Source organism: Chromobacterium alticapitis, assembly GCF_002924365.1.
GTDB classification, from domain to species: domain Bacteria; phylum Pseudomonadota; class Gammaproteobacteria; order Burkholderiales; family Chromobacteriaceae; genus Chromobacterium; species Chromobacterium alticapitis.
On record NZ_PQWB01000048.1, the window covers coordinates 35,747 to 59,708 of the forward strand.

Consider the following 23,962-nt stretch of genomic DNA (forward strand, 5'->3'; position numbering starts at 1 on the left):
CAAGAAGTCATCACTCAATGATCAAAGCCCCCGAACTTCTGCTGCCGGCCGGCACGCTGGACAAGATGCGCGCCGCCTATGATTTCGGCGCCGACGCCGTGTACGCCGGCCAACCGCGTTACAGCCTGCGCGCCCGCAACAACGATTTCAAACTGGAAGAGCTGAAGCAGGGCATAGACGAGGCGCACGCGCGGGGCAAGTTGTTCTTCGTCGCCAGCAACATCCTGCCGCACAACAGCAAGATCAAGACTTACATGGCCGATATGGAGCCGGTGATCGCGATGAAGCCGGACGCGCTGATCATGGCCGATCCGGGTTTGATCATGATGGTGCGCGAAAAGTGGCCGGAGGTGCCGGTCCATCTGTCGGTTCAGGCCAATACCGTCAACTACATGGGCGTGAAGTTCTGGCAGAAGCTGGGCGTGTCGCGCATCATCCTGTCGCGAGAACTGAGCCTGGACGAGATCGCGGAGATTCGCCAGGAATGCCCCGATATCGAGCTGGAAGTGTTCGTTCATGGTGCATTGTGCATCGCCTACTCCGGCCGTTGCCTGCTATCCGGCTATTTCAACCACCGCGATCCCAACCAGGGCACTTGCACCAACGCCTGTCGTTGGGACTACAAAGTGCATGACACGCAGGGCGACGACGCCGGCGACGTTCAAGTCATCAATTTCGACTTCAACAAGGCGCTGGAAGAGGCCAACCAGAATTTCTCGTCCTGCGGCAGCCAGCAGCGCCATCCGCTGGCCGACAAGACCTATCTGATCGAGGAGGGCAGCCGTCCGGGCGAACTGATGCCCATCATCGAGGACGAGCACGGCACCTACATCATGAACTCCAAGGACCTGCGCGCGGTGGAGCAGGTGGAGAAGCTGGCCAAGATAGGCGTGGACTCGCTGAAGATCGAGGGGCGCACCAAGAGCTTGTACTATGTGGCGCGCGCGGCCCAGGTCTATCGCAAGGCGATAGACGACGCCGTGGCCGGCCGCCCCTTCGACCTCGGCCTGTTGTCAGATCTGGACGGCCTGGCCAACCGCGGCTACACGCCGGGCTTCCTGGAGCGTCATCAGAGCCAGGACTACCAGAACTACCTGACCGGCCACTCCAAGGCCAAGCAGAGCCAGTACGTCGGCGACGTGATCGAGGTGGATGCGGAAGGTTGGGCATTGATCGAAGTGAAGAACCGCTTTGCGGTGGGGGACAAGCTGGAAGTGATCCATCCGTCCGGCAACCGCGTGATCGAACTGGCCCAGATGACCCGTAACGGCGAAGCGGTGCAGGTTGCGCCGGGCAACGGCATGCAGGTGCGGATTCCGGGCTTGGCCGGTTACGACGGCAAGGCGCTAATCACCCGCTTGCTGTGATTTTGCCGCGCTTCGCGAAAAAGGCTGCCTCTGGCAGCCTTTTTGCTTTATGGCGAAGGGGGTGTTGCATGAATGCTGTCTGGAGGTAGGCGCGGCAGTCGGGAGCGACGTAAGCTATTTTTTGCCTCAATTAATTTATGCCAAAGTCTTAAATGGCGGGCCGGCCGCGTTCTCCGCAACTAAGCGGGAGCTTAGGGCGTTGATGATCATAAACGGCGATTGGCGTCCACGACACAAGCTGTGGGATTTTTATGTAAGCAAGGTGGTTTATCTATTGCGGCAATCGGTAAATCTGATTAAAAAGTAATTACATAAAAATTATGGTGTGCGATTTTTTTAAACACCAGAGACGCAGTTGGAGATAGAGAGAGGAAGTCATGATGCAAAACGACCATCATTGGCCAGGCTGTCCCACGCTTTGCCGCGTAGAGGTTTCGTCGCGAGCGCCGCATTCTCCTCCCCGCCTCAGGCAACGTCCTTTCGCTTCTTTCTGAACCATTCCGTCGATTCGTTCATTCCGGATGCAATCCGGGGTTACATGCTGTAACGCTTGAGCATATTGCGCGTCCCCGTCTTGGGTGTATTTTGGGATTGACGCGGCCCGCCATGCGGCGGCCGGCGATGCCTCAGGGCGACGACGCGCTGAAGAATGCAGTTCCTCGGGATCTCCCGCTTCGTTGCGGGAGCATTTATGGTCGTGCTACTTAGGAAGCCTGTCATGAAGAAGAAACTGGTTCACAAAGTCCTGTACTCGTTGCTGATGCTGCTGCCGGCGAGCGGGGCCTTGGCCGACGACAAGATGCTGAATGTCTACAACTGGTCGGACTACATCGCGAAATCCACCATCCCCGGCTTTGAAAAGCAGGCTGGCATCAAGGTGAGGTATGACGTCTACGACAGCGATGATACTCTGCAAGCCAAGATGCTGACCGGCCGAGCCGGCTACGACATCGTGGTGCCCACCTCCAACTTCATGGCCAAGCAGATCGAAGCCGGCATCTACCAGAAGCTGGACAAGTCCAAAATCCCCAATCTGGCCAACTTGGACAAGGCGCTGATGGCCAAGATCGTGGATGCCGACCCCGGCAACGCCCATGGCGTGCCCTGGGCCTACGGCACCGATGGCCTGGGTTACAACTTCACCAAGGTCAAGGCGATTCTCGGCAATAACGTGCCGCTGGACAGCTGGGACATCCTGTTCGATCCGAAATACGTGTCCAAGCTGAAGGATTGCGGCGTGTCGGTGCTGGATCAGGCCAACGACGTGTTCGCGGTGACGCTGCACCACCTGGGCAAGGACCCGAACAGCAAGAACCCGGCCGACTACCAGGCCGCGTTCGAGGCCTTGAAGAAAATCCGTCCCTATATCACCCAGTTCAATTCGTCTGGCTACATCAACGACCTGGCCAACGGCGACATCTGTTTGGCTTTGGGCTGGTCCGGCGACGTCAACATTGCCAAGCACCGCGCGGCCGAGGCCAAGCGCGCCTACCAGCTGGGCTATGTCATCCCCAAATCCGGCGCGCCTATCTGGTTCGACGTGATGGTGATCCCGAAGGACGCGCCGCATCCGGAGGCTGCGTTGAAGTGGATCAACTATATCGAATCGCCCGAGGTCAACGCGGCGATCACCGACGAGGTGTTCTATCCGACGGCCAACGCGGCGGCGCGCAAGTTCGTCAAGCCTGAAATCGCCAGCGATCCGACCATCTACCCGCCGGAATCGGTGATGAAGACGCTGTTCCTGCTGAAGCCGCTGCCGCCGGACATCATGCGTCTGCAAAACCGGTTGTGGACGCAGTTGAAGACCGGCCGCTAAGCCAGTCCGCCGCCGGGCGCCAGCCGCCCGGCTTTCATGCTCGCAAAACTATATAGTCCGCCGCCCGGCCTCGCCGGGACGGATGGACAGCCGTGGGACATTGTCCGCCCATGCCGGGCGGTCTGAAGGTGTCGGCGAAGCCGCTTCGCCGATGGGGATGCAATGTTCGGACGCCTTGAGCGTCGTGGTGCCGCCATGAAACTACCGGATCTGAAACGCTGGACGCCATCGGGCAGGACAACGGCGATCGCCGTGCCTTTCCTGTTCTTGTTCGTATTCTTTCTGTTGCCCTTCCTGCTGGTCGTCGGCATCAGCTTTTCCCAGCAGCAATTGGGCATTCCGCCGTACACGCCGCTGACCAAGCTGGAAAACGACGTCTATTCCATCGCGCTCAATATTGGACACTACCAGTTCATGCTGAGCGACGATCTGTACTTCGCCACCTACCTCAGTTCGGTCAAGATGGCCTTCGTCTCCACCGTGCTGTGCCTGCTCATAGGCTACCCGATGGCCTATTACATCGCTCGAGCGGAGGGCTCGACGCGCAATACGCTGATGATGATGGTGATGCTGCCGTTCTGGACCTCCTACCTGATCCGGGTCTATGCCTGGATAGGCATCCTGAAGAACGACGGTTTCCTGAACCAGTTCTTGCTATGGCTGGGCGTGATCGATACGCCGCTGCATCTGTATCACACCAATTGGGCTGTCTACATCGGCATGGTGTTCTCCTACCTGCCGTTCATGATCATGCCCTTGTACGCCCACCTGGTGAAAATGGACCTGACCTTGCTGGAGGCCGCCTACGACCTGGGCGCCAAGCCATGGCGCGCGTTCTGGCAGGTGACGCTGCCCTTGTCCAAGAACGGCATCATCGCCGGGAGCCTGCTGGTGTTCATCCCGGCGGTGGGCGAATACGTGATTCCGGAACTCTTGGGCGGCTCGGACACGCTGATGATAGGCCGTGTGATGTGGGACGAGTTCTTCAACAATATGGACTGGCCGATGGCCGCCACCGTGACCTGCTGCATGGTGCTGTTGTTGTTGGTGCCGATGGCGCTGTTCCAGCACTACCAAGTCAAGAGCATGGAGGAAGCGCGATGATCAAGCCGAGCAAACCCTTGTCTTTCCTGGTGCTGGGACTGGGCTACGCCTTTTTGTACCTGCCCATCCTGCTGCTGGTGATCTATTCGTTCAACGAGTCCAAGCTGGTCACGGTATGGTCCGGCTTCTCCACCAAATGGTACGGCGCGTTGCTGGAAGACGACGAGCTGATCACTGCGGCCTGGCTCAGCCTGAAGATTGCGCTGATGACGGCGACGGCATCGGTGGTGATGGGCACCTGGGCCGGCTTCGTGCTGGGGCGTTTCGGCCGCTTCCGCCTGTTCACGCTGTTCACCGGCATGATCAACGCGCCGCTGGTGATTCCCGAGGTGATCCAGGGCATTTCGCTGCTGCTCTTGTTCGTGGCGATGGAGCAGAGCCTGGGCTGGCCGGAGGGCAGAGGGGTCTTCACCATCTGGATAGGCCACGTGATGCTGTGCGTGTCCTACGTCACCATCGTGGTGCAGTCGCGGGTGAGAGAGCTGAACCTTTCGCTGGAGGAGGCGGCGATGGACTTGGGCGCGCGGCCGCTCAAGGTGTTCTTCGTCATCACGCTGCCGCTGATTTCGCAAGCGCTGGTGTCCGGCTGGCTGCTGTCGTTCACGCTGTCGCTGGACGACCTGGTGCTGACGGCCTTCCTGTCCGGCCCCGGCTCCACCACGCTGCCCATGGTGGTGTTCTCGCGGGTGCGCCTGGGCCTGAACCCCGAGATGAACGCCTTGGCCACCTTGTTCATCGTGGTGGTGTCGGTAGGCGTGGTGGCCGCCAATGTCTATATGAGCGCTTTGAACCGCAAGCGCGAAAAGGAGATGCGCCTGGCATTCGCCAGTGCTTGAAACGGTTGCGGTGGAAACAACAACAGCAATGCGGCACAAGGAGAAATGACGATGAAGCGGATATTGATCAGCGCCCTGATCGCGGCGCTGCCCGGTGTGGCCATGGCGGATGCCAAGACCGAAGAAATCGCCCGGCTGAAGGCGCAGATGCTGAAGCTGCAGCAGCAGATGGCGGACCTGCAGAAGGCGGTGGAGGCGGCTTCGGCCGTCAGGTCTGCGCCGGAGGCATCTGCGGCGGATGACGACGCCAAGGCGGAGTTGAAGGAACGCGTGGCCAATATGGAGCTGAAGGTGGACAAGCTTAACACGGCAGCCACCGATGGACCGCTGGCGGGGCTTAGCGTGACGGGCTACCTGGACCCCACCTATATCTATAACCGCAACAACAACAGCGCGGGCTTTCAGTTCCTGAACCACCAGAACGTCTACGCCTACAGCAACAGCACATTCGGCGACGTCTATCTGGACATCAAGAAGACCTTCGGCGTTGGTCCCACTGCGCCAAGCACGGAAATCAGCATCATGCCCAACCGCGGCAGCGGCAATACGCTGCTGGATGGCGGCAGCGGCAACAACATCATCAACACCGCGGTGATCAACTTCCCGTTGACCGACACCTGGACCTTCAACGCCGGCTTGATGAACAGCTTCGGCGGCTACGAAGTTCAACAGTCCAACCAGATGCTGACGCTGACCCATGGTTTGCTGTACGACTTCAGCGACCCGGGCAGCTATATCGGCGCGGGCTTCAACTGGAGCCACGACGTATGGGCGTGGAAGTTCCTGCTGGCCAACGAGCAGTACCGCACCCATGCCAACCTGGCCAATACCGGAGCCAACGCGGCCAACGGCAACCCGCAGGTAAAGAGCAACAATACGCCAACTTTTACCGCGCGGGTCGATTACACCTGGAGCAGCGCGCTGGATCTTGGGTGGTCATTTAATGCCGGCAGGCAAACCTTGCTGACAAGTTCTTCACAGAACCCACAAGTCCCGCCCGCCAATGGCTGCCAAGCTGGCAATGTCGGTTACGGCTATCAATGCACATCGGCCAATCCGTACTCGAATTACTTCTTCACCGAGGCCGACGCCAGCTACACCCTGGGCGATATCCAGTACAACGCCGAGCTGGATTACGGCCAGCAATCGAAGGCGGGCTGGAATGGCGGCAATGCGCAGTGGTATGGCGTGTCCCTGCTGGGCCATCGCAAATGGATGACGGACAGCCTCGGCAAGATGGGCGCAACCTTGCGTTATGACTACCTGAACGACAGCAAGAACGGAGGCGGTGGGGGGGGCGTAGCCTTGGGCGCTAGCGGAAATGACAGCACCAACGGTTTCGGCATCGACCCGGCCTGTCTTGCCAGCGGCGCCACGAATTGCAAGGGCGCCAATCGCATGGCGCTGACGGCGGACCTGTTGTTCTTCCCGACGGACCAGTTCACCTTGAAGTTTGAGTACCGACATGATTGGGCCAGTCAGAACGTTTTCCTGCGCAACGATGGCACCAACAAGAAGAGCAACGACATGCTGGGCGCGCAGGCAGTGTATACCTTCTGAGCGTGGTAGTCGGCAAGCGGCGGCGGGCAGAGCCCGCCGCTTTTTTATTCAGCCATCTTGCGGCAAAATGCCCGCATCATTCCTCGCTGATTCTTGCCCATGCTGTTAGACCTGTTGCGCTGGCCGCTGCCGCGCTATCGCCGTGACTCCGCCCAAGCACATCACGGGCCAGAGGGCTATCGCAATCTCTATCCGTTCAAACAGCCTGGCTTCACCGACCTGCTGCGCTGGAACTGGCAGCGCCGAAGGCTACGGGTAGAGCATCGCCTGCAGGATATCCGCCGCATGGTTCCGGACATCGCCGCGCTGGCGGCCAATCGAGAGCGACCGTCCTATACCTGGATCGGCCATGCCAGCGGCCTGATCCAACTGGCCGGAATGAATTTGCTGCTGGACCCGGTGTGGTCGCCGCGGGCCTCGCCGCTGCAGTGGGCCGGGCCCAAGCGGCTGTTGCCGCCCGCCATGTCTTTGCATGAGCTGCCGCGCATCGATGTGGTGATGGTGACGCACAATCATTACGACCATCTGGATTTTCATACCCTGCGCCGGCTCGCGGCGCAGGAGGGCGGCTCGCCGCTGTTCGTCGCGCCGTTGGGCGTGGGGCGGACCTTGTTGCGCGCGGGCGCGCCGGCTGGCCGTATTGTCGAGCTGGATTGGTGGCAGCGCCATCGATACGGCGAGATCGAGCTGACGTTGACGCCGGCGCAGCACTGGAGCAAGCGCTGGGCTTTGGGAGACCGCAATCGCGCGCTGTGGGGCGGCTTTGCGGCGAAAGGCGGCGGCGCGCAGCTTTGGTATCCGGGCGATACCGGGTATCATCCTGAACTTTTCGCGCGCATTGCCGAGCATTTGGGACAGGTCGACCTGGCCTTGCTGCCCATCGGCGCCTATCAGCCGCGCTGGTTCCTGGCGGCCCAGCACATAGATCCGGCCGAGGCGGTGGAGATTTTCCGCATTCTGCGGCCGCGGCGCGCATTGGCGGTGCACTGGGGCACCTTCGTGCTGACCGATGAGCCCTTGCATCAGCCGCCGCTGGACCTGGCGGAGGCCTTGCATAGGCAAGGCATGGATCCGGCGGCTTTCACGGTGCCGGCCATAGGCGAAACGTTCTGGCTGGATGCGGCCTCATCGCGGCAAACGCCGTGATGGATCAAATGAACGGCGATTGATAGCCGGCGCGGCCGGATCAAGCATTGCCCGCATTGGCGTGGGCGCATACAATCAAACATCGATGTTTTTTCAGAAGCGAAGGCAAATATTCGTTTTCGCGGCAATTCCTGGGGCTATCTAATGACTATTCATCAACTGATCAACGAACGGGTACAGGCAGCGCTGGCGGCAGCCGGCGCGCCTGACGCGCCTGCCGTGGTCCAGCCGGCTTCTAAGCCGGAATTCGGCGACTACCAGGCCAACGGTGTAATGGGCGCTGCCAAGGCGCTGAAAACCAACCCGCGCGTGCTGGCCGAAAAGGTCGTCGCCGCGCTGGATCTTGCCGGCATTGCCGACAAGGTGGAAATCGCCGGTCCGGGTTTCATCAATATTCATCTAGCCCCTGAATATCTGGCCCGACGAAGCGAAGCCGCCCTGAAAGACGACAAGCTGGGCATCGCGCCGATCCAGCCGCAGCGCGTGATGGTGGAGTATTCCTCGCCCAATCTGGCCAAGGAAATGCACGTCGGCCATTTGCGCTCGTCCATCATCGGCGACGCGCTGGCGCGCGTGATGGAATACGTGGGCCACGACGTGGTCCGCGCCAACCACGTGGGCGACTGGGGCACCCAGTTCGGCATGCTGGTGGCCTATCTGGTGGAAACCAGCCACGCCGGCGATGCCGACCTGCAGTTGTCCGATCTGGAAACCTTCTACCGCAACGCCAAGATCCGTTTCGACGAGAGCGAAGACTTCGCCAACACCGCGCGCGACTACGTGGTGAAGCTGCAAGGCGGCGACGAGGACGTGTTGAAACTGTGGCGCCAATTCGTCGACGTGTCGCTGAAGCATTGCGAAGAGGTGTATCAGACGCTGAACGTCGGCTTGAAGCGCGAGCACGTGCGCGGCGAGTCGTCGTATAACGACGATCTGCCGGTGATCGTGCAGGAACTGCGCGCGGCCGGCCTGCTGACCGAGAGCGACGGTGCCCAGGTGGTGTTTCTGGAGGAGTTCCGCACCCAGGAAGACCAGCCGATGGGCGTGATCGTCCAGAAGAAGGATGGCGGCTTCATCTATACCACCACCGATATCGGCGCGGTGCGCTACCGTCACCGCGAGCTGAAGCTGGACCGCGTGATTTACGTGGTGGACGCGCGCCAGAGCCAGCACTTTGCCCAGATGTTCAGCATCTGCCGCAAGGCCGGTTTCGCACCGGACGCGATGAAGCTGGAGCACGTTGGTTTCGGCGTGATGATGGGCGACGACGGCAAGCCGTTCAAGACCCGTTCCGGCGGCACGGTGAAGTTGATCGAACTGCTGCATGAAGCGCAAGAGCGCGCCTACGCGCTGGTGTCGGAAAAGAACCCGGACCTGTCCGAAGAGCAGAAGCGCGAGATCGCCAACGCGGTGGGCATAGGCGCGGTGAAGTACGCCGACTTGTCCAAGAATCGGATGAGCGATTACATCTTCAACTGGGACACCATGCTGGCGTTCGAAGGCAATACCGCTCCGTATCTGCAGTACGCGTATACCCGCGTGCAGAGCGTGTTCCGCAAGGCCGAGGGTTATGACGCCAACGCCAAGATCGTCATCACCGAACCGGCCGAGAAACAGCTGGCCGCCGCGCTGGCGCAGTTCGAGGATACGCTGAACGCCGTGGTGGAAGGCTGCTACCCGCATTATCTGTCGCAGTACCTGTACCAGATCGCCACGCTGTTCTCGCGCTTCTACGAAGCCTGCCCGATCCTGAAGAGCGAGGGCGAGGTCCGCGCCAGCCGTCTGCAGCTGTCCGCGCTGACTGCCAAGACCTTGCGCACCGGCCTGGACCTGCTGGGCATCAAGGTGCTGGAGTCTATGTAACTGCCGGATACTGCCCGGATGATTATCCGGGCGAAGGTCTCTGGAAGCTTGCCCTGCCCCGGGAGGGGCGGGGTATCGCATCCCGGACGATGATCTGAGCAAACGCTTCTGGAAACTTGGCCCGGCTCGAGAGGGTTTGGGCAAGCTTCAGCTTTGTTGCATAACCCCGCCCAAGAGTGAACATCCCCTTTCCCCAAACGGATTTAGCCCATCGCCGCTACCGCCACGGTCTGCCAAGGGCGGTAAAGCGGTTCAATAGCGCCGCGCGCACTTGTAGTTCCGCCACCTGTCGGTCAAAGGTGCGCGCCATCACTCGGCTACCCAACCGCTTGAAACAGTGCATTTTCGTTTCCACCAGACTGCGGCGGTGATAGCCGCTCCAGCGTTTCCAGATTCGACGCCCCAAACGCTTGCATGCCGCAATGGCTGCATTGCGCACCTCGCTGCCGGCAATTTTCGACTTCCACGGCTTGGCGTTCTTGCGCGGCGGAATCACGGGCATGACTCCCCGTTCAAGTAGCACTGCGTAACAGCCCTGGGTGTCATAAGCGCCATCCAGCGTCGCCGTAGCGATTGGCTCATCCGCTGGCAACGGCATCAACAGCTCCGGCAGTATCGGCGCGTCTCCCGCACCATTGCCAGTCACCTCGATGGCCCAGGTTTCCAGCGTTTCGGCATCGATGCCAAGGTGTACCTTGCGCCACTGCCGACGATATTCGGCGCCATGTTTTTTGCGTTTCCACTCGCCTTCGCCAAGAAACTGGATGCCTGTACTGTCAACCAGCAGATGCAGCGGGCCGTTGTTGCGGCGATAGCCAATCTTGACCTGCAAAGTGAGCTGGCGACGGCATACGGTGGAGTGGTCCGGCGCCGGCCAGTCGAATCCCGCTAATTGTAGCAGGCTTTGCGCCATGCTCAGACTCTGGCGCAATGGCAGATTGAACAAGCATTTAATGCTCAGACAAACTGGATGGCCGCGTCGGTGTATTTGGCTGGTCGGCCGTTATTGCCGGTAGGTTCCGCCAGCCACTTCATGTCTTTGTCGAGCCAGACCAGGAGCGATCCGCGTGCGGTCAGAGCCGCGTCGTAGTCATGCCAGTTGGTGGTCGTGTAGCGTTGCTTGGGCTTCTTGTTCTGGGGTGCTACGGTGTTCATCGCCTTAGCATACCGCAGCTGGTGCGGGGTTATGCAACAAAGCCGATCTGAACTGGAACGGAATGAAAAAAGCTGCCAAACCCTTTAGTTTGGCGGCTTTGCGGTCTGATTAGATCGCGGCGTTGACTATATCTTCACGCGTCAGCAGGAAGACGAAGCCATCGCCGCTTTGCGTTTCCATCCACATGAAGGGCAGGGCGGGGAAGCATTCTTCCAGCATGTCGCGGTTGTGGCCGATTTCCACCATCAGCACGCCACGTTCGTTCAGGAAGTCCGGCGCGCGGCGCAGGATTTCGCGGGTGGCGTCCAGGCCGTCTTCGCCGGAACCGAGCGCGATTTCCGGCTCGTGCAGGTATTCCTGCGGCAGTTCGTCCACCGATTCAGCATCGACATAGGGCGGGTTGGAGATGATCAGGTCGTACTTCTCTTCAATGCCCTCGAACATGTCGGTGTGGATCAGGTTGATTCGATCCTCTAGGCCGTAGTGCTCGATATTGACTGCCGCCACTTCCAGCGCATCCAGCGAGATGTCGATAGCGTCGACCTCGGCGTCCGGGTAGTGGAGGGCAAGCTGGATGGCCAGGCAGCCGGAGCCGGTGCACAGGTCCAGCGCGCGATGCACCAGCTCCGGGTGTTCGATCCACGGCGCCAACGGTTCGCCCAGCAGTTCGTAGATGAAGGAGCGCGGCACCAGCACGCGCTCGTCGACATAGAAGTTGAACTCGCCCTGCCAGGCTTCGTTGGTCAGGTAGGCGACCGGCACCTTGTCTTCCGCGCGGCGGCGGATCAGCTCCACCACGTTTTCCAGTTCTTCCGGCAGCAGCTTGGCGTCCAGATACGGGTCCAGCTTGTCTATGGGCAATTGCAGTGCGGACAGGATCAGGTAGGCGGCCTCGTCGTGGGCGTTGCTGGTGCCGTGGCCATAGGTCAGCTCGGCCTCGTTGAAGCGGGAGACGGCGAAGCGCAGCAGGTCCCGTACGGTGGAGAAGTGGCTGGCGGCCAGTTGGTACATGGTATTCCTTTCAATGCAACGGGGACATGGTTGGCCCATGTCCCCTGATCACTTAATTCGGCCGGCGTGGGATGGCTTGAGTCAACCATGTTTTGCCGGTGGAGGCCGCCTGAAGCAGCCTTATCATGATTAGAATGGCAGCTTGGCGTCGGTTGCGGTGCCCAGCACGCGGCGGAAGTCGCCCTTGATGCGTTCCAGCGCCTCCTCATTGTCTGCCTCGAAGCGCAGTACGATCACTGGCGTGGTGTTGGAGGCGCGGGCCAGGCCAAATCCATCTTTGTACTCTACGCGCAGGCCGTCCAGTGTATTGACCTCCTCGGCGCCGTCGAACTTGGCTGATTCCTGCAGCTTGGCGATCAGAGCGTGATTCTCGCCCTCCTTGGCCATCTTTATGTTCAGCTCCGGCGTGGAGACGGCGTTGGGCAGCGCGTTCAGGAGTTCGCTCGGGTCTTCCACGCGCGACAGCACTTCCAGCAAGCGGGCGCCGGTGTAGATGCCATCGTCGAAGCCGTACCAGCGTTCCTTGAAGAAGACGTGGCCGCTCATTTCGCCGGCCAGCAGTGCGCCGGTTTCCTTGATCTTGGCCTTGATGAAGCTGTGGCCGGTGCGCGCCATTACGGGCACGCCGCCGTTTTTCTTGATCCACGGCTTGAGCAGGCGGGTGGATTTGACGTCGAAGATCACCTTGGCCTTGGGGTTGCGCTCCAGCACGTCGGCGGCGTACAGCATCAGCTGGCGATCTGGCCAGATGATATTGCCGTCCTTGGTCACCACGCCCAGGCGGTCGCCGTCGCCGTCGAAGGCCAGGCCGATTTCAGCGTCGGTCTTCTGCAGCGCCTCGATCACGTCTTTCAGGTTTTCCGGCTTGGCCGGGTCTGGGTGGTGGTTGGGGAAGTTGCCGTCCACGTCGCAGAACAGTTCGCGAACCTTGCAGCCCAGGCGGCGGTACAGCAGCGGGCCGAAGGCGCCGGCCACGCCGTTGCCGCTGTCCACCACGATGTTCAGCGGGCGCTCCAGCTTGATGTCGGAAGTAATGCGCTCGAAATAGGCTTCGGCGATGTCTTCGGTGCGGTAGCCGCCTTCGCCTTCGGCAAGGTCGCCGTCCGTGATGCGCTGGTACAGCTTCTGGATGTCGTCGCCGGCCAGAGTGTCGCCGGCCAGCATCATCTTGAAGCCGTTGTAGTCCGGCGGGTTGTGGCTGCCGGTCACCATTACGCCGGACAGCGTGCCCAATTGGTGGGCGGCGAAGTACAGCATCGGGGTGGCGACGCGGCCGATGTCGATCACGTCCAGGCCGGCGGCGCGGATGCCTTCAGCCAGCGCTTCGCTGAGTTCGGGGCCGGACAGGCGGCCATCGCGGCCGATTACGATGGCTTTGACTTTGCGGGCGCGAGCCTCGGAGGCTACCGCCTGGCCAATTTGTCTGGCAACGGCAGCGGTCAGCGTTTTGCCGACGATGCCGCGGATGTCATAGGCCTTGAAAATGTCTTTGGATAGTTTGTTCATAATGTGCCGACACGGTCCATATGTTATGTGGAGCCTTGAGCGGCCTCTTGGGGCCGCCATTTTCGCGTCAATGACCAAATTTATGGGTCATTGCGATCAATTCATTGAGTTTCTGTCGAGCCTTGCCGCTGTCCAAGGCTGCGCGCGCTATGGTAACACCATCGGCCAGGCTTGAGGCGAGGTCAGCTGTGTAAATCGCCGCTCCGGCGTTGTACAACACGATGTCGCGCGCGGGGCCATGTTCGCCGTCCAGCACGGACAGCAGGCGGTCGCGCGATTGTTCCGCCGTAGTGGCGCGCAGTTCGCGCAGCTCGCACTCCATCAGGCCGAATTCGCCGGGCTCCAGTTCATATTCCAGGATTTCGCCGTTTTTCAACTCCGCCACCATGGAGGGGCCGGACAGCGTCAATTCGTCCAGTCCATCTCGGCCATGGACTACCATCACGTGCTGGCTGCCCAGTTGCTTCAGCACGCGGGACAGGATGCCTACCAGATCGGGATGAAATACGCCCAGTAATTGATTGCCGGCGCCGGCCGGATTGGTCAGCGGCCCCAGGATGTTGAAGATAGTGCGCGCGCCCAGTTCCTTGCGGATGGGCGCCACGTGCTTCATCGCGCTGTGGTGGTTGGGGGCGAACATGAAGCCCAGGCCGATCTCATCCAGGCACAGGCCCACTTGCTCCGGCGACAGGTTCAGATTGACGCCAAGCAGTTCCAGCACGTCTGCGCTGCCGGAACTGGACGATACCGAACGGCCGCCGTGCTTGGCGACGCGCGCGCCTGCCGCCGCCGCGACGAAGGACGCGGTGGTGGAAATATTGAAAGTGTGCGACTTGTCGCCGCCTGTGCCGCAGGTGTCCACCAGATGGCGGCGGTCAGTCACCGGCACCTGGGTGGCGAATTCGCGCATTACCGTGGCGGCGGCGGCGATTTCCGATACCGACTCCACCTTGACCCGCAGGCCGATCAAAATGGCTGCGGTTTGAGCGGGCGTCAGTTCGCCGCGCATGATCTGGCGCATCAGCGCCAGCATTTCATCGTAAAACAGCTCGTTGCCGTCTATCAGTCGGTTCAGCGCGGCTTGCGGGGTAATCATGGCTGGGTATTCCTATCGGCGGTGCCGGCTGAGCTCGGTCAGCCTTTGCATGTCTAGATCGATTTGGCAGGCAAGGCGGGCGCGATCGGCGCCGTTGCCGCTGGCGTAGCTGGCCGCCACCCAGTCGCATTGCTGGCGGCGATAGGTTTCGTAGGCCTGCTGAGCTTGCCGCAGTTCGCGCGCGGCGTGGAAGCGGCTATCCGTGACGGCGTCCAGCGCGTGCATGTCCGCCAGCGTCTTGCCCTCTTGGGCAAGCAGCCGGCGGCTGGCGTCGGTTTGCTTCTGTCTCAGACAGTCGGCCACTGCGGGGGTGTTGGACTGGCTTTGCTCGCAGTCTTCCAGCGCGCCGGCGGAGGCGGGCGCCGTCAACATCGCGGCGATGAGCGGAGCTGCAAATCGCATCAGGCGAATTCCTGCAGAAAATTGTTCAGCATGCGGTGGCCTTGCTCGGTCAGGATGGATTCCGGGTGGAACTGCACGCCCTCGATTGGCAAAGTTTTGTGGCGCACGCCCATGATCTCGCCGTCTTCGGTCCAGGCGGTGACTTCCAGGCAGTCCGGCAGCGATTCGCGCTCTATCACCAGTGAATGGTAGCGGGTGCAGGTGACGGGATTGGGCAGGCCGCGGAACATGCCTCTGTCCAGGTGGCTGACGGGCGAGACCTTGCCGTGCATCAGCTGTTTGGCATGGATGATCTTGCCGCCAAAGGCCTGGCCTATGCCCTGGTGGCCCAGGCATACCCCCATGATGGGCAGCTTGCCGGCGAAGTACTGAATGGCCGGCACGGACACGCCGGCCTCGCTTGGCGTGCATGGGCCGGGCGAGATGACCAGATACTGAGGCTTTAGCGCCTCGATTTGTTCCAGCGAGACCTCATCGTTGCGAAACACTTTCACTTCCTGCCCCAGTTCGCCGAAGTACTGCACCAGGTTGTAGGTGAAGGAGTCGTAATTGTCGATCATCAATAGCATTTGAGATTCAATCCTCGGTTTTGATGGGTGTATCGCCAGGTATGACCTGCGATATCGCTCGGCATCCCTGCTACTCTGTTGGGCAGGCTGCCGGCTGGGTTGCCGAATGTGGTGTAACGACGGGGTTGCGCGATCCTAGAAGCCTGTTTTGTCCAGGGGCGCCAGCCATGATGCGTGGGAGTAGGTTTTGCTTGATTTTACGGTAATTCACCGCCTTCTGGAAACCGGCAGGCCGTCGATGCGCAAGTCGTTAGGATGGCTATCCTGGGACGGGGGTGTCCTGGCTTGTGGCTAGGGTTGGGAGGGCACGCTATGGCTCGTTCAGCTCAATGCTGCATGGTGTCTGGAGGAGGGGGCGTTCCATGTGTGACGCATGGAGCAGGAGGCTGGAGGGAGGGGTGTGATTTTCTAGGTAGTAAGCGGGCGGCGAGATTTTTTTGCGCCAGATTGCGTTGTCATTGTCATTTATTGTTTTTGGTGTCGCTTGGGCACTATGTTGCCGGTGTCCAAAAGTACAGTTCTAATGCGTCAGATGCGGGTTTTCCCCAGATGGGCATTGTCTGGACGGGCAAATGTACGCATGATGAGCACAGACATCGATGAATGTCGGATTGCGATTCAATGAGTTTAATTCATGATGGCGATCACAATAATCCAATAGTTTGCTTAGGAGGGGAGACCCTCGGGGTAGATGCCATGACTACGACTTTTCCTGAAGTGCTGGTGCTGCAGGGTGTTGCTGCAGGTGCTTTTGATGCGGATGATGCGGATGTCCGCAATAATCTGGGCCTGTTGGGCTTGCTGGATGTGTACTCCCGCGATGGTCGCTTTCGGCTGACCGTATCGCTGGAGCCGGTGGATCCGGATGCGCCTTCCATGCAGTGGAATCTGGAGGCGGAGATGGAGGTTTGCGCGGATGGGGCGGTGGCCAGGCGCAGCGGTCGCCAGCTTGAGTATGCGGGGACCAAACCTGGCAATTTCCTGCGCGATCTGCTTGCGAAGGGCGCCTTGGGCGAGTATTTGGTGCCTGGAGCGGCGCAAGCGGCCTGAGTGGCCTGCATTCGCGTTGCCGAGAAGCAACAAAAGCCACCTTCGGGTGGCTTTTGTCTTGTTGGATATCAGGCTTTGCGCGCGGCGTGCCGTTCGTTCAGCGCGCGAAAGGCGTGCATGTATTCCGGTTGCACATAAGGTTTGAGCAGGGCCAGCACCTGCAACACGCCGCGATGGCCCGATTCCTCGGTGATGGGCGCCTTGGGGCGTGAAGTCTGTTCGAAGGCGAACCAGAACTTCACCACCAGCCAAATATTGATGCTGACGGCTTCGATATCCTCTTCGTCCATTTTCAGCAAGCCCAAGCGGATGAACTCGCGGAAGTGTTCGCCCAGGATGTTCTTCAGTTCCGTGTTCACGAACTGGTGGTATTCGGACTGCATTTGCGGATTGCGCGCCAGTAGACCGGGAAGATCGTAGAACATGAAGCGGAACTGCCACATCGCCAGGAAGGCGGTATCCAGGTAGTTGACCAGGTCGTCTACCGTCATCTTGCGGTCTTCCGGCACGGCCAGCCGCTGGTTGATGAATTCGCGGTACATCATGAAAATCTGGTAGACGATTTCTTCCTTGTTGCGGAAGTGGTAGTACAGATTGCCGGGGCTGATGCCAAGGTGCGCGGCGATATGGTTGGTGGTGATGCTGCGCTCGCCCTGTTCATTGAACAGCTTGAGGCTCTCCTGGATGATGCGGTCGTAAGTCTTGATTCGAGTTTTGCTCATGATCCACTGGCTGGTGATAGCTTGGCGTAGCGCGATTGTATACGATGTTTGGAGCTGTTGCTCTAGTTTATTGAGCGGCGAAGGCTGGATAGCAGTCCGCCATGAACTGGTGCAGGATGGCTTGTTCCACACGTTGCCTTTCCCGAGCGGGGATGGCGATGCGCAAGATCAACTGGTAGCGCTTTTCATCGACCGGTTGAATGGAAATCCGCGGCTCCACTGATGGAATGTCCACCAAGTAGCGCTTGGCCATGTCTTCCATATGCTGTTTGGCGGCGTCCATGTGCGGCAGACAGGCGTGTTCCGCGGCAGCCATCAGCATGCGTTCACCCTGTGCGGGCGGCACGGTGTAGGCGAGTGGCACATTGATGATGTGCATCACGTATTCGCCCATGTAGTTTTCCCGGATCACCGGCGTGGACAGCAGCAGGCTGTTGGGGAAGGTGAGCGCGCGGCCGGTCATCTGGTGCGAGCTATGATTGGGCCCGATTTCCATCACCGTGGTGGACAAGAGGCCGATGTCAACCACGCGGCCGCGCACGGCGCCGATCTCGATGTGGTCGCCAAGGCCGTAGCTGTCCGACATCTGACGCACCACGCCGCCGGACAGGCACATGATCAACTCCTTGGTGGCGAGGATCAGCGCGGCGGCGAAGGCCAGCATGGAGACAGCCAGCGTCTGCAGCTCGTTGGCCCAGATGAATCCTATGCCGGCCAATCCCGCCAAAAACAGGCCGTTGCGGGTGTTGATGGACCAGCGGCGCCTTTCCTCTACCGGCACGCTGCTGCTGGCCGCCAGCAGGCGGTCGACCACGATGCGGATGATCAGCAGCGTCAGGACCAGCAGCAGTGAGCGGACGATTTCATGCGAGTAGTTTGCCCGCAGGAAATCGATCAGGTCGAGGAGGGTGCGCATGGGTTCAGTCGTTCAGTTTGACGGCGTGCTCTCGCGTTTCGTGGAACACGATGTCGGGCCAGCGCTCCTGCGTCAGTTGCAGATTGACGCGGTTGGGCGCGAGGTAGGCCAGGTTGCCGCCGGCATCGGTCGCGATATTCATCTGCAGCGCCTTGACGAATTCGTCCAACTTCTTGCGGTCATCGCAGCTGAACCAGCGCGCGGACCAGATGCTGGCCGACTCGAACATCGCGTCCACGCCGTATTCCGCCGCCAGGCGGCTGGCCACCACTTCGAACTGCAGCACGCCTACCGCGCCTAGGATCAAGTCGCCGCCGCTGTGCGGCTTGAACACTTGCACCGCGCCTTCTTCGCCCAGCTGCTGCAAGCCTTTTTGCAGCTGTTTCAGCTTCAACGGGTTCTTGATGCGCACCGAGCGGAACATTTCCGGCGCGAAGAACGGGATGCCGGTAAAGGCCAGCTCTTCGCCCTCGGAGAAGCTGTCGCCGATCTGGATGTTGCCGTGGTTGGGGATGCCGATGATGTCGCCGGCAAACGCCTCTTCCACGATCTCGCGATCATGCGACATGAACGTCACCACGCTGGAGGCGGCGATGTCGCGGTTCAGGCGCAAGTGCTTCATCTTCATGCCGCGCTCGAACTGGCCGGAGCAGACGCGCAGGAAGGCGATGCGGTCGCGGTGCTTGGGGTCCATATTGGCCTGGATCTTGAACACGAAGCCGGAGAATTTGGCTTCTTTCGGATCTACGCTGCGGACGGTGGCGTCGCGCGTTTGCGGCGCCGGAGCCCAATCGATCAGGGCGTTGAGGATTTCGCGCACGCCGAAGTTGTTGATGGCCGAGCCGAAGAACACCGGGGTCAGCGTGCCGGCCAGGAACGCTTCCAGGCTCCATTCGTTGGACGCGCCCTTGACCAGTTCGATCTCCATGCGCAGATGCTCCATTTCCAGCGGGAACAGTTCGTCCAGGCGCGGGTTGTCTATGCCCTGGATGACCTCGATATCCGAAACCAGCTTCTCCGCGCCGGCTTCGAACAGGATCACCGCGTCGTTCAGCAGGCTGTACACGCCGCGGAAGGTCTTGCCCATGCCTATGGGCCAGGTGATGGGCGAGCAGCGGATTTTCAGCACGTCCTCCACTTCGTCCAGCAGCTCCAGGCTGTCGCGCACTTCGCGGTCGCACTTGTTCATGAAGGTGACGATGGGCGTATTGCGCAGGCGGCAGACATTGAGCAGCTTGATGGTCTGCTCTTCCACGCCCTTGGCGGCGTCGATCACCATCAGCGCGCTGTCCACGGCGGTCAGCACGCGGTAGGTATCTTCGGAGAAGTCCTGGTGGCCCGGAGTGTCCAGCAGGTTCACCACGTGGTCGCGGTAGTCGAACTGCATCACCGACGATGCCACCGAAATGCCGCGCTGTTTCTCGATTTCCATCCAGTCGGAGGTGGCGAACTTGCCGCCCTTCTTGCCCTTCACCGTGCCGGCCATCTGGATGGCGCCGGAGAACAGCAGCAGTTTTTCCGTCAGCGTGGTTTTACCGGCGTCGGGGTGGGAAATGATGGCGAAGGTGCGGCGGTGCGCGACTTCTTCGGCGATGCGGGCGAGTTCGGCAGACATGGGCGACTTGCTTGAAATTCAATAAAGCCGATCATTTTACCGGACTTAACCGCTGCGCGGAAATCATAATTGGCTGGCTGAGAGCGGCGGACAAGGCGGCGTGAATATGGCGACGGCCTGATTGATAGCGGAGTACAATGACGCCACTCATGCAGATTGAAGGAGCGTTACCCGTGTTCACCGGCATCGTCCAGGGCGTGGCCCAAGTGGTCGCCATCGAAGAAAAGCAGGATTTCCGCACCCACGTCGTTCGCCTGCCGCAGGCCATGCTGGCCGGGCTGCAACTGGGCGCTTCGGTCGCGCACAATGGCTGCTGCCTGACCGTCACTCGGGTGGATGGCGATCTGGTCCACTTCGATCTGATGCGGGAAACGCTGCGTGTCACCAATCTGGGCGATCTAAAGGCCGGCGACGGCGTCAATGTGGAGCGCGCGGCGAAGTTTGGCGACGACATTGGCGGCCACGCCATGTCCGGCCACGTGATGGGGCTAGCCAAGGTTGCGGAAGTGATCGAGTCGCCGAACAACCGCACCATCTGGTTCGAGCTGCCGGCCGGCCTGGAAAAATACGTGTTCGCCAAGGGCTATGTCGGCATAGACGGCATCAGCCTGACCATAGGCGCGGTGGAGGGTCGCCGATTCTGCGTGCACCTGATCCCGGAAACGCTGGCGCGAACCAATATCGCCGGCCGCGGGGTGGGCGACGGCATCAATATCGAGATCGACCCGCAAACCCAGGCCATTGTCGATACCGTGGAGCGCGTGCTGGCGCAGCGCGGAGCGGCTGCGTGATCTTGAGCGGCGCGTGCGCCGTGGTTTCCTGGAGCGGCGGCAAGGATAGCTGCCTCGCTTTGTGGCGCGCGGTTCGCCACGGGGTGAAACCAGTCGCGTTGTTGACCATGTTGGACGAGAGCGGCGAACGTTCGCGTTCGCATGGCGCGCGGCCCGAGGTGCTGGCGCTGCAGGCGGCGGCCTTGGGTTTGCCGCAAAGATTGGGCTGCGCGAGCTGGAATGATTATCGCGAAGTCTTCGTGACGCAATTGCGCGCGGCGGCGGCGGATGGCTGTCAGGCCGCGGTGTTCGGCGACATCGATCTGGATGCGCACCGCGAATGGGAAGAACAGGTTTGCGCCGAAGCCGGATTGCGCGCGATGCTGCCCCTGTGGCAGGAAAGTCGGGCGGAACTGGCGCGAGAGTTCGTGGCGGCGGGTTTTGCCGCCCGCATCGTGATGGTCAACACCAGCTTGATAGATGAAAAATGGCTGGGCCGCGTGTTCGACGCGGCTTTGATAGACGAAATGCTGGCCGAGGGCGTGGACCCTTGCGGCGAGGGGGGCGAGTTCCACACCCTGGTGGTGGACGGCCCCTTGTTCAATAGGCCGCTGGCGCTGAAGGATGGCGAAGTGGCGAGGCTCGGCGAGTACCGGGCGCTGGATCTGTTGCCTGCGTAGAACGGGCGAAGCGACAAAGGAAGAAGCAATGGCCATATCCCCGATTCAAGACATCATCGCCGACATCAAGGCGGGCAAGATGGTGGTGCTGATGGACGCGGAAGACCGCGAGAACGAAGGCGACCTGGTGATGGCGGCGGAGTTCGTCACGCCGGAAGCGATCAATTTCATGGCCAAATACGGCCGCGGCCTGATTTGCCTGACCTTGAGCGAAGAGCGCTGCAAGCTGCTGAACCTGCCGATGATGGCGACCAACAACGGCACCAGCTTCGGCACCAACTTCACCGTGTCCATCGAGGCGGCTGAGGGGGTGACCACCGGCATTTCCGCGGCAGACCGCTCCCATACCATACAAACCGCTGTCGCGCGCCTGGCCAAGGCCAGCGACCTGGTGCAGCCAGGCCATGTGTTTCCGCTGAAGGCGCAGAACGGCGGCGTGCTGGTGCGCGCCGGCCATACCGAGGCCGGCTGCGACCTGGCGATGTTGGCCGGCGTGGAACCGGCCGGCGTGATCTGCGAGATCATGAACGACGACGGCACCATGGCGCGCCTGCCGGAATTGCTGGAGTTCGCCAAGGTGCACGGCTTGAAGATAGGCACCATCGCCGATCTGATCCAGTACCGCAGCCGCACCGAATCCCTGGTGGAGAAAGTGGGCGAGCGCGAGGTGGATACGCCGTTCGGAAGCTTTGACCTGCACGTGTTTCGCGACATCACTACTTCCGCCACCCACCTGGCGCTGAGCAAGGGCAAGATCCGCGCCGAGCATGACACCCTGGTGCGCGTGCATGAGCCGCTGTCTGTCATCGACGTGCTGGCGCCCTTGTGCAGCCATCACTCCTGGACCTTGCCCAATGCGCTGGAAACGATAGAAGAAGAGGGCTGCGGCGTGGTGGTGCTGCTGTACCGCGACGAAACCGGCGCGGACCTGGCGCAGCGCGCGCTGGGCCAAGAGCCGGCGCGGCAGAAATGGGACAGCAAGACTTTCGGCATCGGCGCGCAAATGCTCAAGGCCCTGGGCGTGGGCAAGATGAAGTTGATGTCCAGTCCGGTCAGTCTGCCGTCCATGACCGGCTTCGAGCTGGACGTGACGGGTTTCTGCCAGCCGCACCATTTCCGCGTCGATGGCGAAGGCGGCCCGGGCGTGGCTTAATCGGCGCGCTTGCGCTACAATTGCCGGCTTTCCTTAGTGTTTTCGCCGCGAGGACTACCCAATGCTTGAAGCTATCCAGCGTATCGAACCCAATCTGTCCGGCAAGGGCCTGAAAATCGGCATCGTGATGGCGCGTTTCAACACCCCGGTCTGCCACGGCCTGCGCGACGCTTGCCTGGCCGAGCTGGCTAAGCTGGGCGTGGACGCCGGCGACGTGACCCTGGCCACGGTGCCTGGCGCGCTGGAGGCCCCGCTGGTGCTGCAGACCATGGCCAAGACCGGTCGCTTCGACGCGCTGGTGGCGCTGGGCGCGGTGATCCGCGGCGAAACCTATCATTTCGAACTGGTATCGAACGAATCCGGCGCCGGCGTCACTCGCGTCGGCCTCGATTTCGACATCCCGATCGCCAACGCCATCCTGACCACCGAGAACGACGAGCAGGCGGAAGTCCGCGTGCTGGAAAAGGGCGGCGACGCCGCCCGCGTCGCGGTGGAGATGGCGAATCTGCACAAGGTGCTGCGCGGCTGATAGCCGCCCGCCCGCTCGACAACCAGGGAGGCGCGCGCGCTTCCCTCGCTCTTTCAAGGAATCGCCACCATGAAAACCGCTCGCCGCCGCGCACGCGAATTCGCCGTGCAAGGCATTTACGAATGGGAACTGAACCCGGACCGTCCGGCTTCGCTGATCGAAAAACACCTGCGCGAGAATGAATACTTCGCCAAGGCCGACGAGGCCCTGTTCCGTGGCATCCTGTACGGCGTGCTGAAGGACGTGGAACTGCTGTCCGCCCAGGTTAGCCGCTATTACGAACGCGCCGAAGACGAAGTCAGTCCGGTGGAGCGCGCCGTGCTGCTGATGGCCGCGCTGGAGCTGACGCAAAGCCCGGAAACGCCGTATCCGGTGATCATCAACGAAGCCATCGAGATCACCAAGACTTTCGGCGGCACCGATGGCCACAAATTCGTCAACGGCGTGCTGGACAAGCTGGCCGCCGATGTGCGCGGCGACGAAGTGCTGGCGCAGAAGCAGCGCCGCAAGCAGGATTGAGCGGACACGCCTCGCGGCGTGCCGCCCTTATCGACGACACCCGCCACCGGCGGGTGTTTTTGCGTGAGAGGCCATGAACGAGTTCGAACTGATAGCGCGTTATTTCAAGCGGCCGGCGCCGTCCGCGCTGCTGGGCGTGGGCGACGACGCCGCCATCGTGCGGCCGACGCCGGGCCATGACTTGCACATGTCGGTGGATATGCTGGTGGAGGGCCGCCACTTTTTCGCCGATGTCGCGCCGCGCGCGCTGGGCCACAAGACGTTGGCGGTCAATTTGTCCGACTTGGCTGCCATGGGCGCGCGTCCGCGCTGGGCCTTGTTGTCCATGGCTCTGCCAAAGGCTGACGGCGCCTGGGCGGCCGAATTCGCCGCGGGTTTTTTCGCCCTGGCCGACGCGCATGGCGTGGAGCTGGTAGGCGGAGATACCACGCGCGGCCCGCTGGCGCTGTCGGTGACGATTTTAGGCGAGGCGCCGGCCGGTCAGGCTTTGCGCCGCGCCGCGGCGCGAGCGGGCGACGACGTCTGGGTGTCCGGCGAGCTGGGGCTGGGCGCGCTGGCGGTGCGCCAGCGGCT

The 23,962-nt window shown here is 61.1% G+C and carries 22 protein-coding genes and 1 pseudogene; 14 read left to right on the top strand and 9 right to left on the bottom strand.

Features of this window, described 5'->3' with window-relative positions; genetic code table 11:
* Positions 1–20 precede the first annotated feature (20 nt).
* From trhP to argS, 7 genes are all read left to right on the top strand, one after another.
* On the top strand, positions 21–1,367 hold the full coding sequence (gene trhP / locus C2I19_RS12335; RefSeq protein WP_103903016.1) for a prephenate-dependent tRNA uridine(34) hydroxylase TrhP: 1,347 nt from the start codon (positions 21–23) through the stop codon (positions 1,365–1,367).
* A 718-nt stretch (positions 1,368–2,085) separates the two neighbouring features.
* Positions 2,086–3,186, top strand: a complete 1,101-nt coding sequence (locus tag C2I19_RS12340) for a polyamine ABC transporter substrate-binding protein (RefSeq protein WP_103902991.1) — start codon at positions 2,086–2,088, stop codon at positions 3,184–3,186.
* A 195-nt stretch (positions 3,187–3,381) separates the two neighbouring features.
* On the top strand, positions 3,382–4,290 hold the full coding sequence (locus C2I19_RS12345; RefSeq protein ID WP_103902992.1) for an ABC transporter permease subunit: 909 nt from the start codon (positions 3,382–3,384) through the stop codon (positions 4,288–4,290).
* On the top strand, positions 4,287–5,126 hold the full coding sequence (locus C2I19_RS12350) for an ABC transporter permease subunit (protein ID WP_103902993.1): 840 nt from the start codon (positions 4,287–4,289) through the stop codon (positions 5,124–5,126). The genes C2I19_RS12345 and C2I19_RS12350 overlap by 4 nt, the downstream gene beginning before the upstream one ends.
* 51 nt (positions 5,127–5,177) lie before the next feature.
* On the top strand, positions 5,178–6,686 hold the full coding sequence (locus tag C2I19_RS12355; RefSeq protein WP_103902994.1) for a DUF3138 family protein: 1,509 nt from the start codon (positions 5,178–5,180) through the stop codon (positions 6,684–6,686).
* Between the two features lie 99 nt (positions 6,687–6,785).
* The gene (locus tag C2I19_RS12360) at positions 6,786–7,832 is read left to right on the top strand and encodes an MBL fold metallo-hydrolase (protein WP_103902995.1); all 1,047 of its coding nucleotides are present in this window, start codon (positions 6,786–6,788) and stop codon (positions 7,830–7,832) included.
* Positions 7,833–7,976: 144 nt separating this feature from the next.
* Positions 7,977–9,695, top strand: a complete 1,719-nt coding sequence (gene argS, locus C2I19_RS12365; RefSeq protein WP_103902996.1) for an arginine--tRNA ligase — start codon at positions 7,977–7,979, stop codon at positions 9,693–9,695.
* A 217-nt stretch (positions 9,696–9,912) separates the two neighbouring features.
* Here the strand turns inward: argS and C2I19_RS12370 are convergent.
* The 6 genes and pseudogenes from C2I19_RS12370 to C2I19_RS12395 all read right to left on the bottom strand — a co-directional run bounded on the left by C2I19_RS12370 (position 9,913) and on the right by C2I19_RS12395 (position 15,435).
* Positions 9,913–10,850: pseudogene (locus C2I19_RS12370) on the bottom strand (IS5 family transposase).
* 109 nt (positions 10,851–10,959) lie between these two features.
* Positions 10,960–11,862 carry a 50S ribosomal protein L3 N(5)-glutamine methyltransferase gene (prmB, locus tag C2I19_RS12375; RefSeq protein ID WP_103902997.1) on the bottom strand — a complete coding sequence of 301 codons (903 nt, stop codon included), beginning with the start codon at positions 11,860–11,862 and terminating at the stop codon, positions 10,960–10,962.
* Positions 11,863–11,991: 129 nt separating this feature from the next.
* Positions 11,992–13,368 (bottom strand): phosphomannomutase/phosphoglucomutase, encoded by a 1,377-nt coding sequence (locus C2I19_RS12380; protein ID WP_103902998.1) that lies wholly within the window; start codon positions 13,366–13,368, stop codon positions 11,992–11,994.
* Between the two features lie 67 nt (positions 13,369–13,435).
* Positions 13,436–14,464, bottom strand: coding sequence for an anthranilate phosphoribosyltransferase (gene trpD / locus C2I19_RS12385; RefSeq protein WP_103902999.1), 1,029 nt, complete (start codon positions 14,462–14,464; stop codon positions 13,436–13,438).
* Positions 14,465–14,476: 12 nt separating this feature from the next.
* Positions 14,477–14,866, bottom strand: coding sequence for a lysozyme inhibitor LprI family protein (locus C2I19_RS12390; RefSeq protein ID WP_103903000.1), 390 nt, complete (start codon positions 14,864–14,866; stop codon positions 14,477–14,479).
* Entirely contained in the window at positions 14,866–15,435 is a 570-nt protein-coding gene (locus C2I19_RS12395) for an aminodeoxychorismate/anthranilate synthase component II (RefSeq protein ID WP_103903001.1), read from the bottom strand. Before C2I19_RS12395 ends, C2I19_RS12390 begins: the two co-directional genes overlap by 1 nt.
* Positions 15,436–16,056: 621 nt before the next feature.
* On the opposite strand from C2I19_RS12395, the gene C2I19_RS12400 reads away from it, so the two are divergent.
* A complete protein-coding gene (locus C2I19_RS12400; RefSeq protein ID WP_146056801.1) occupies positions 16,057–16,485 on the top strand; it encodes a hypothetical protein in 429 nt (142 codons plus the stop codon).
* 68 nt (positions 16,486–16,553) lie between these two features.
* Here the strand turns inward: C2I19_RS12400 and C2I19_RS12405 are convergent, their stop codons facing one another.
* The 3 genes from C2I19_RS12405 to C2I19_RS12415 form a co-directional block, all read right to left on the bottom strand.
* Positions 16,554–17,207 (bottom strand): TetR/AcrR family transcriptional regulator, encoded by a 654-nt coding sequence (locus C2I19_RS12405; RefSeq protein ID WP_103903003.1) that lies wholly within the window; start codon positions 17,205–17,207, stop codon positions 16,554–16,556.
* 67 nt (positions 17,208–17,274) lie between these two features.
* Positions 17,275–18,123: a mechanosensitive ion channel domain-containing protein gene (locus C2I19_RS12410; protein ID WP_103903004.1), complete on the bottom strand. Its 849-nt coding sequence runs from the start codon at positions 18,121–18,123 to the stop codon at positions 17,275–17,277.
* 4 nt (positions 18,124–18,127) lie between these two features.
* Positions 18,128–19,738 carry a peptide chain release factor 3 gene (locus C2I19_RS12415; protein WP_103903005.1) on the bottom strand — a complete coding sequence of 537 codons (1,611 nt, stop codon included), beginning with the start codon at positions 19,736–19,738 and terminating at the stop codon, positions 18,128–18,130.
* Positions 19,739–19,911: 173 nt separating this feature from the next.
* Between C2I19_RS12415 and C2I19_RS12420 the strand changes: the two genes are divergently transcribed.
* From C2I19_RS12420 to thiL, 6 genes are all read left to right on the top strand, one after another.
* On the top strand, positions 19,912–20,529 hold the full coding sequence (locus C2I19_RS12420; protein WP_103903006.1) for a riboflavin synthase subunit alpha: 618 nt from the start codon (positions 19,912–19,914) through the stop codon (positions 20,527–20,529).
* Positions 20,526–21,188 (top strand): Dph6-related ATP pyrophosphatase, encoded by a 663-nt coding sequence (locus tag C2I19_RS12425; RefSeq protein WP_233201179.1) that lies wholly within the window; start codon positions 20,526–20,528, stop codon positions 21,186–21,188. Before C2I19_RS12420 ends, C2I19_RS12425 begins: the two co-directional genes overlap by 4 nt.
* A 28-nt stretch (positions 21,189–21,216) precedes the next feature.
* Positions 21,217–22,341 (top strand): bifunctional 3,4-dihydroxy-2-butanone-4-phosphate synthase/GTP cyclohydrolase II, encoded by a 1,125-nt coding sequence (gene ribBA, locus C2I19_RS12430; RefSeq protein WP_103903007.1) that lies wholly within the window; start codon positions 21,217–21,219, stop codon positions 22,339–22,341.
* A 61-nt stretch (positions 22,342–22,402) separates the two neighbouring features.
* On the top strand, positions 22,403–22,870 hold the full coding sequence (gene ribH / locus C2I19_RS12435) for a 6,7-dimethyl-8-ribityllumazine synthase (protein ID WP_103903008.1): 468 nt from the start codon (positions 22,403–22,405) through the stop codon (positions 22,868–22,870).
* A 69-nt stretch (positions 22,871–22,939) separates the two neighbouring features.
* Complete coding sequence (gene nusB / locus C2I19_RS12440; RefSeq protein WP_103903009.1) at positions 22,940–23,389, top strand: transcription antitermination factor NusB; 450 nt, start codon at positions 22,940–22,942, stop codon at positions 23,387–23,389.
* 73 nt (positions 23,390–23,462) lie between these two features.
* A partial coding sequence (gene thiL / locus C2I19_RS12445; RefSeq protein WP_103903010.1) for a thiamine-phosphate kinase occupies positions 23,463–23,962 on the top strand: 500 nt, incomplete at its 3' end.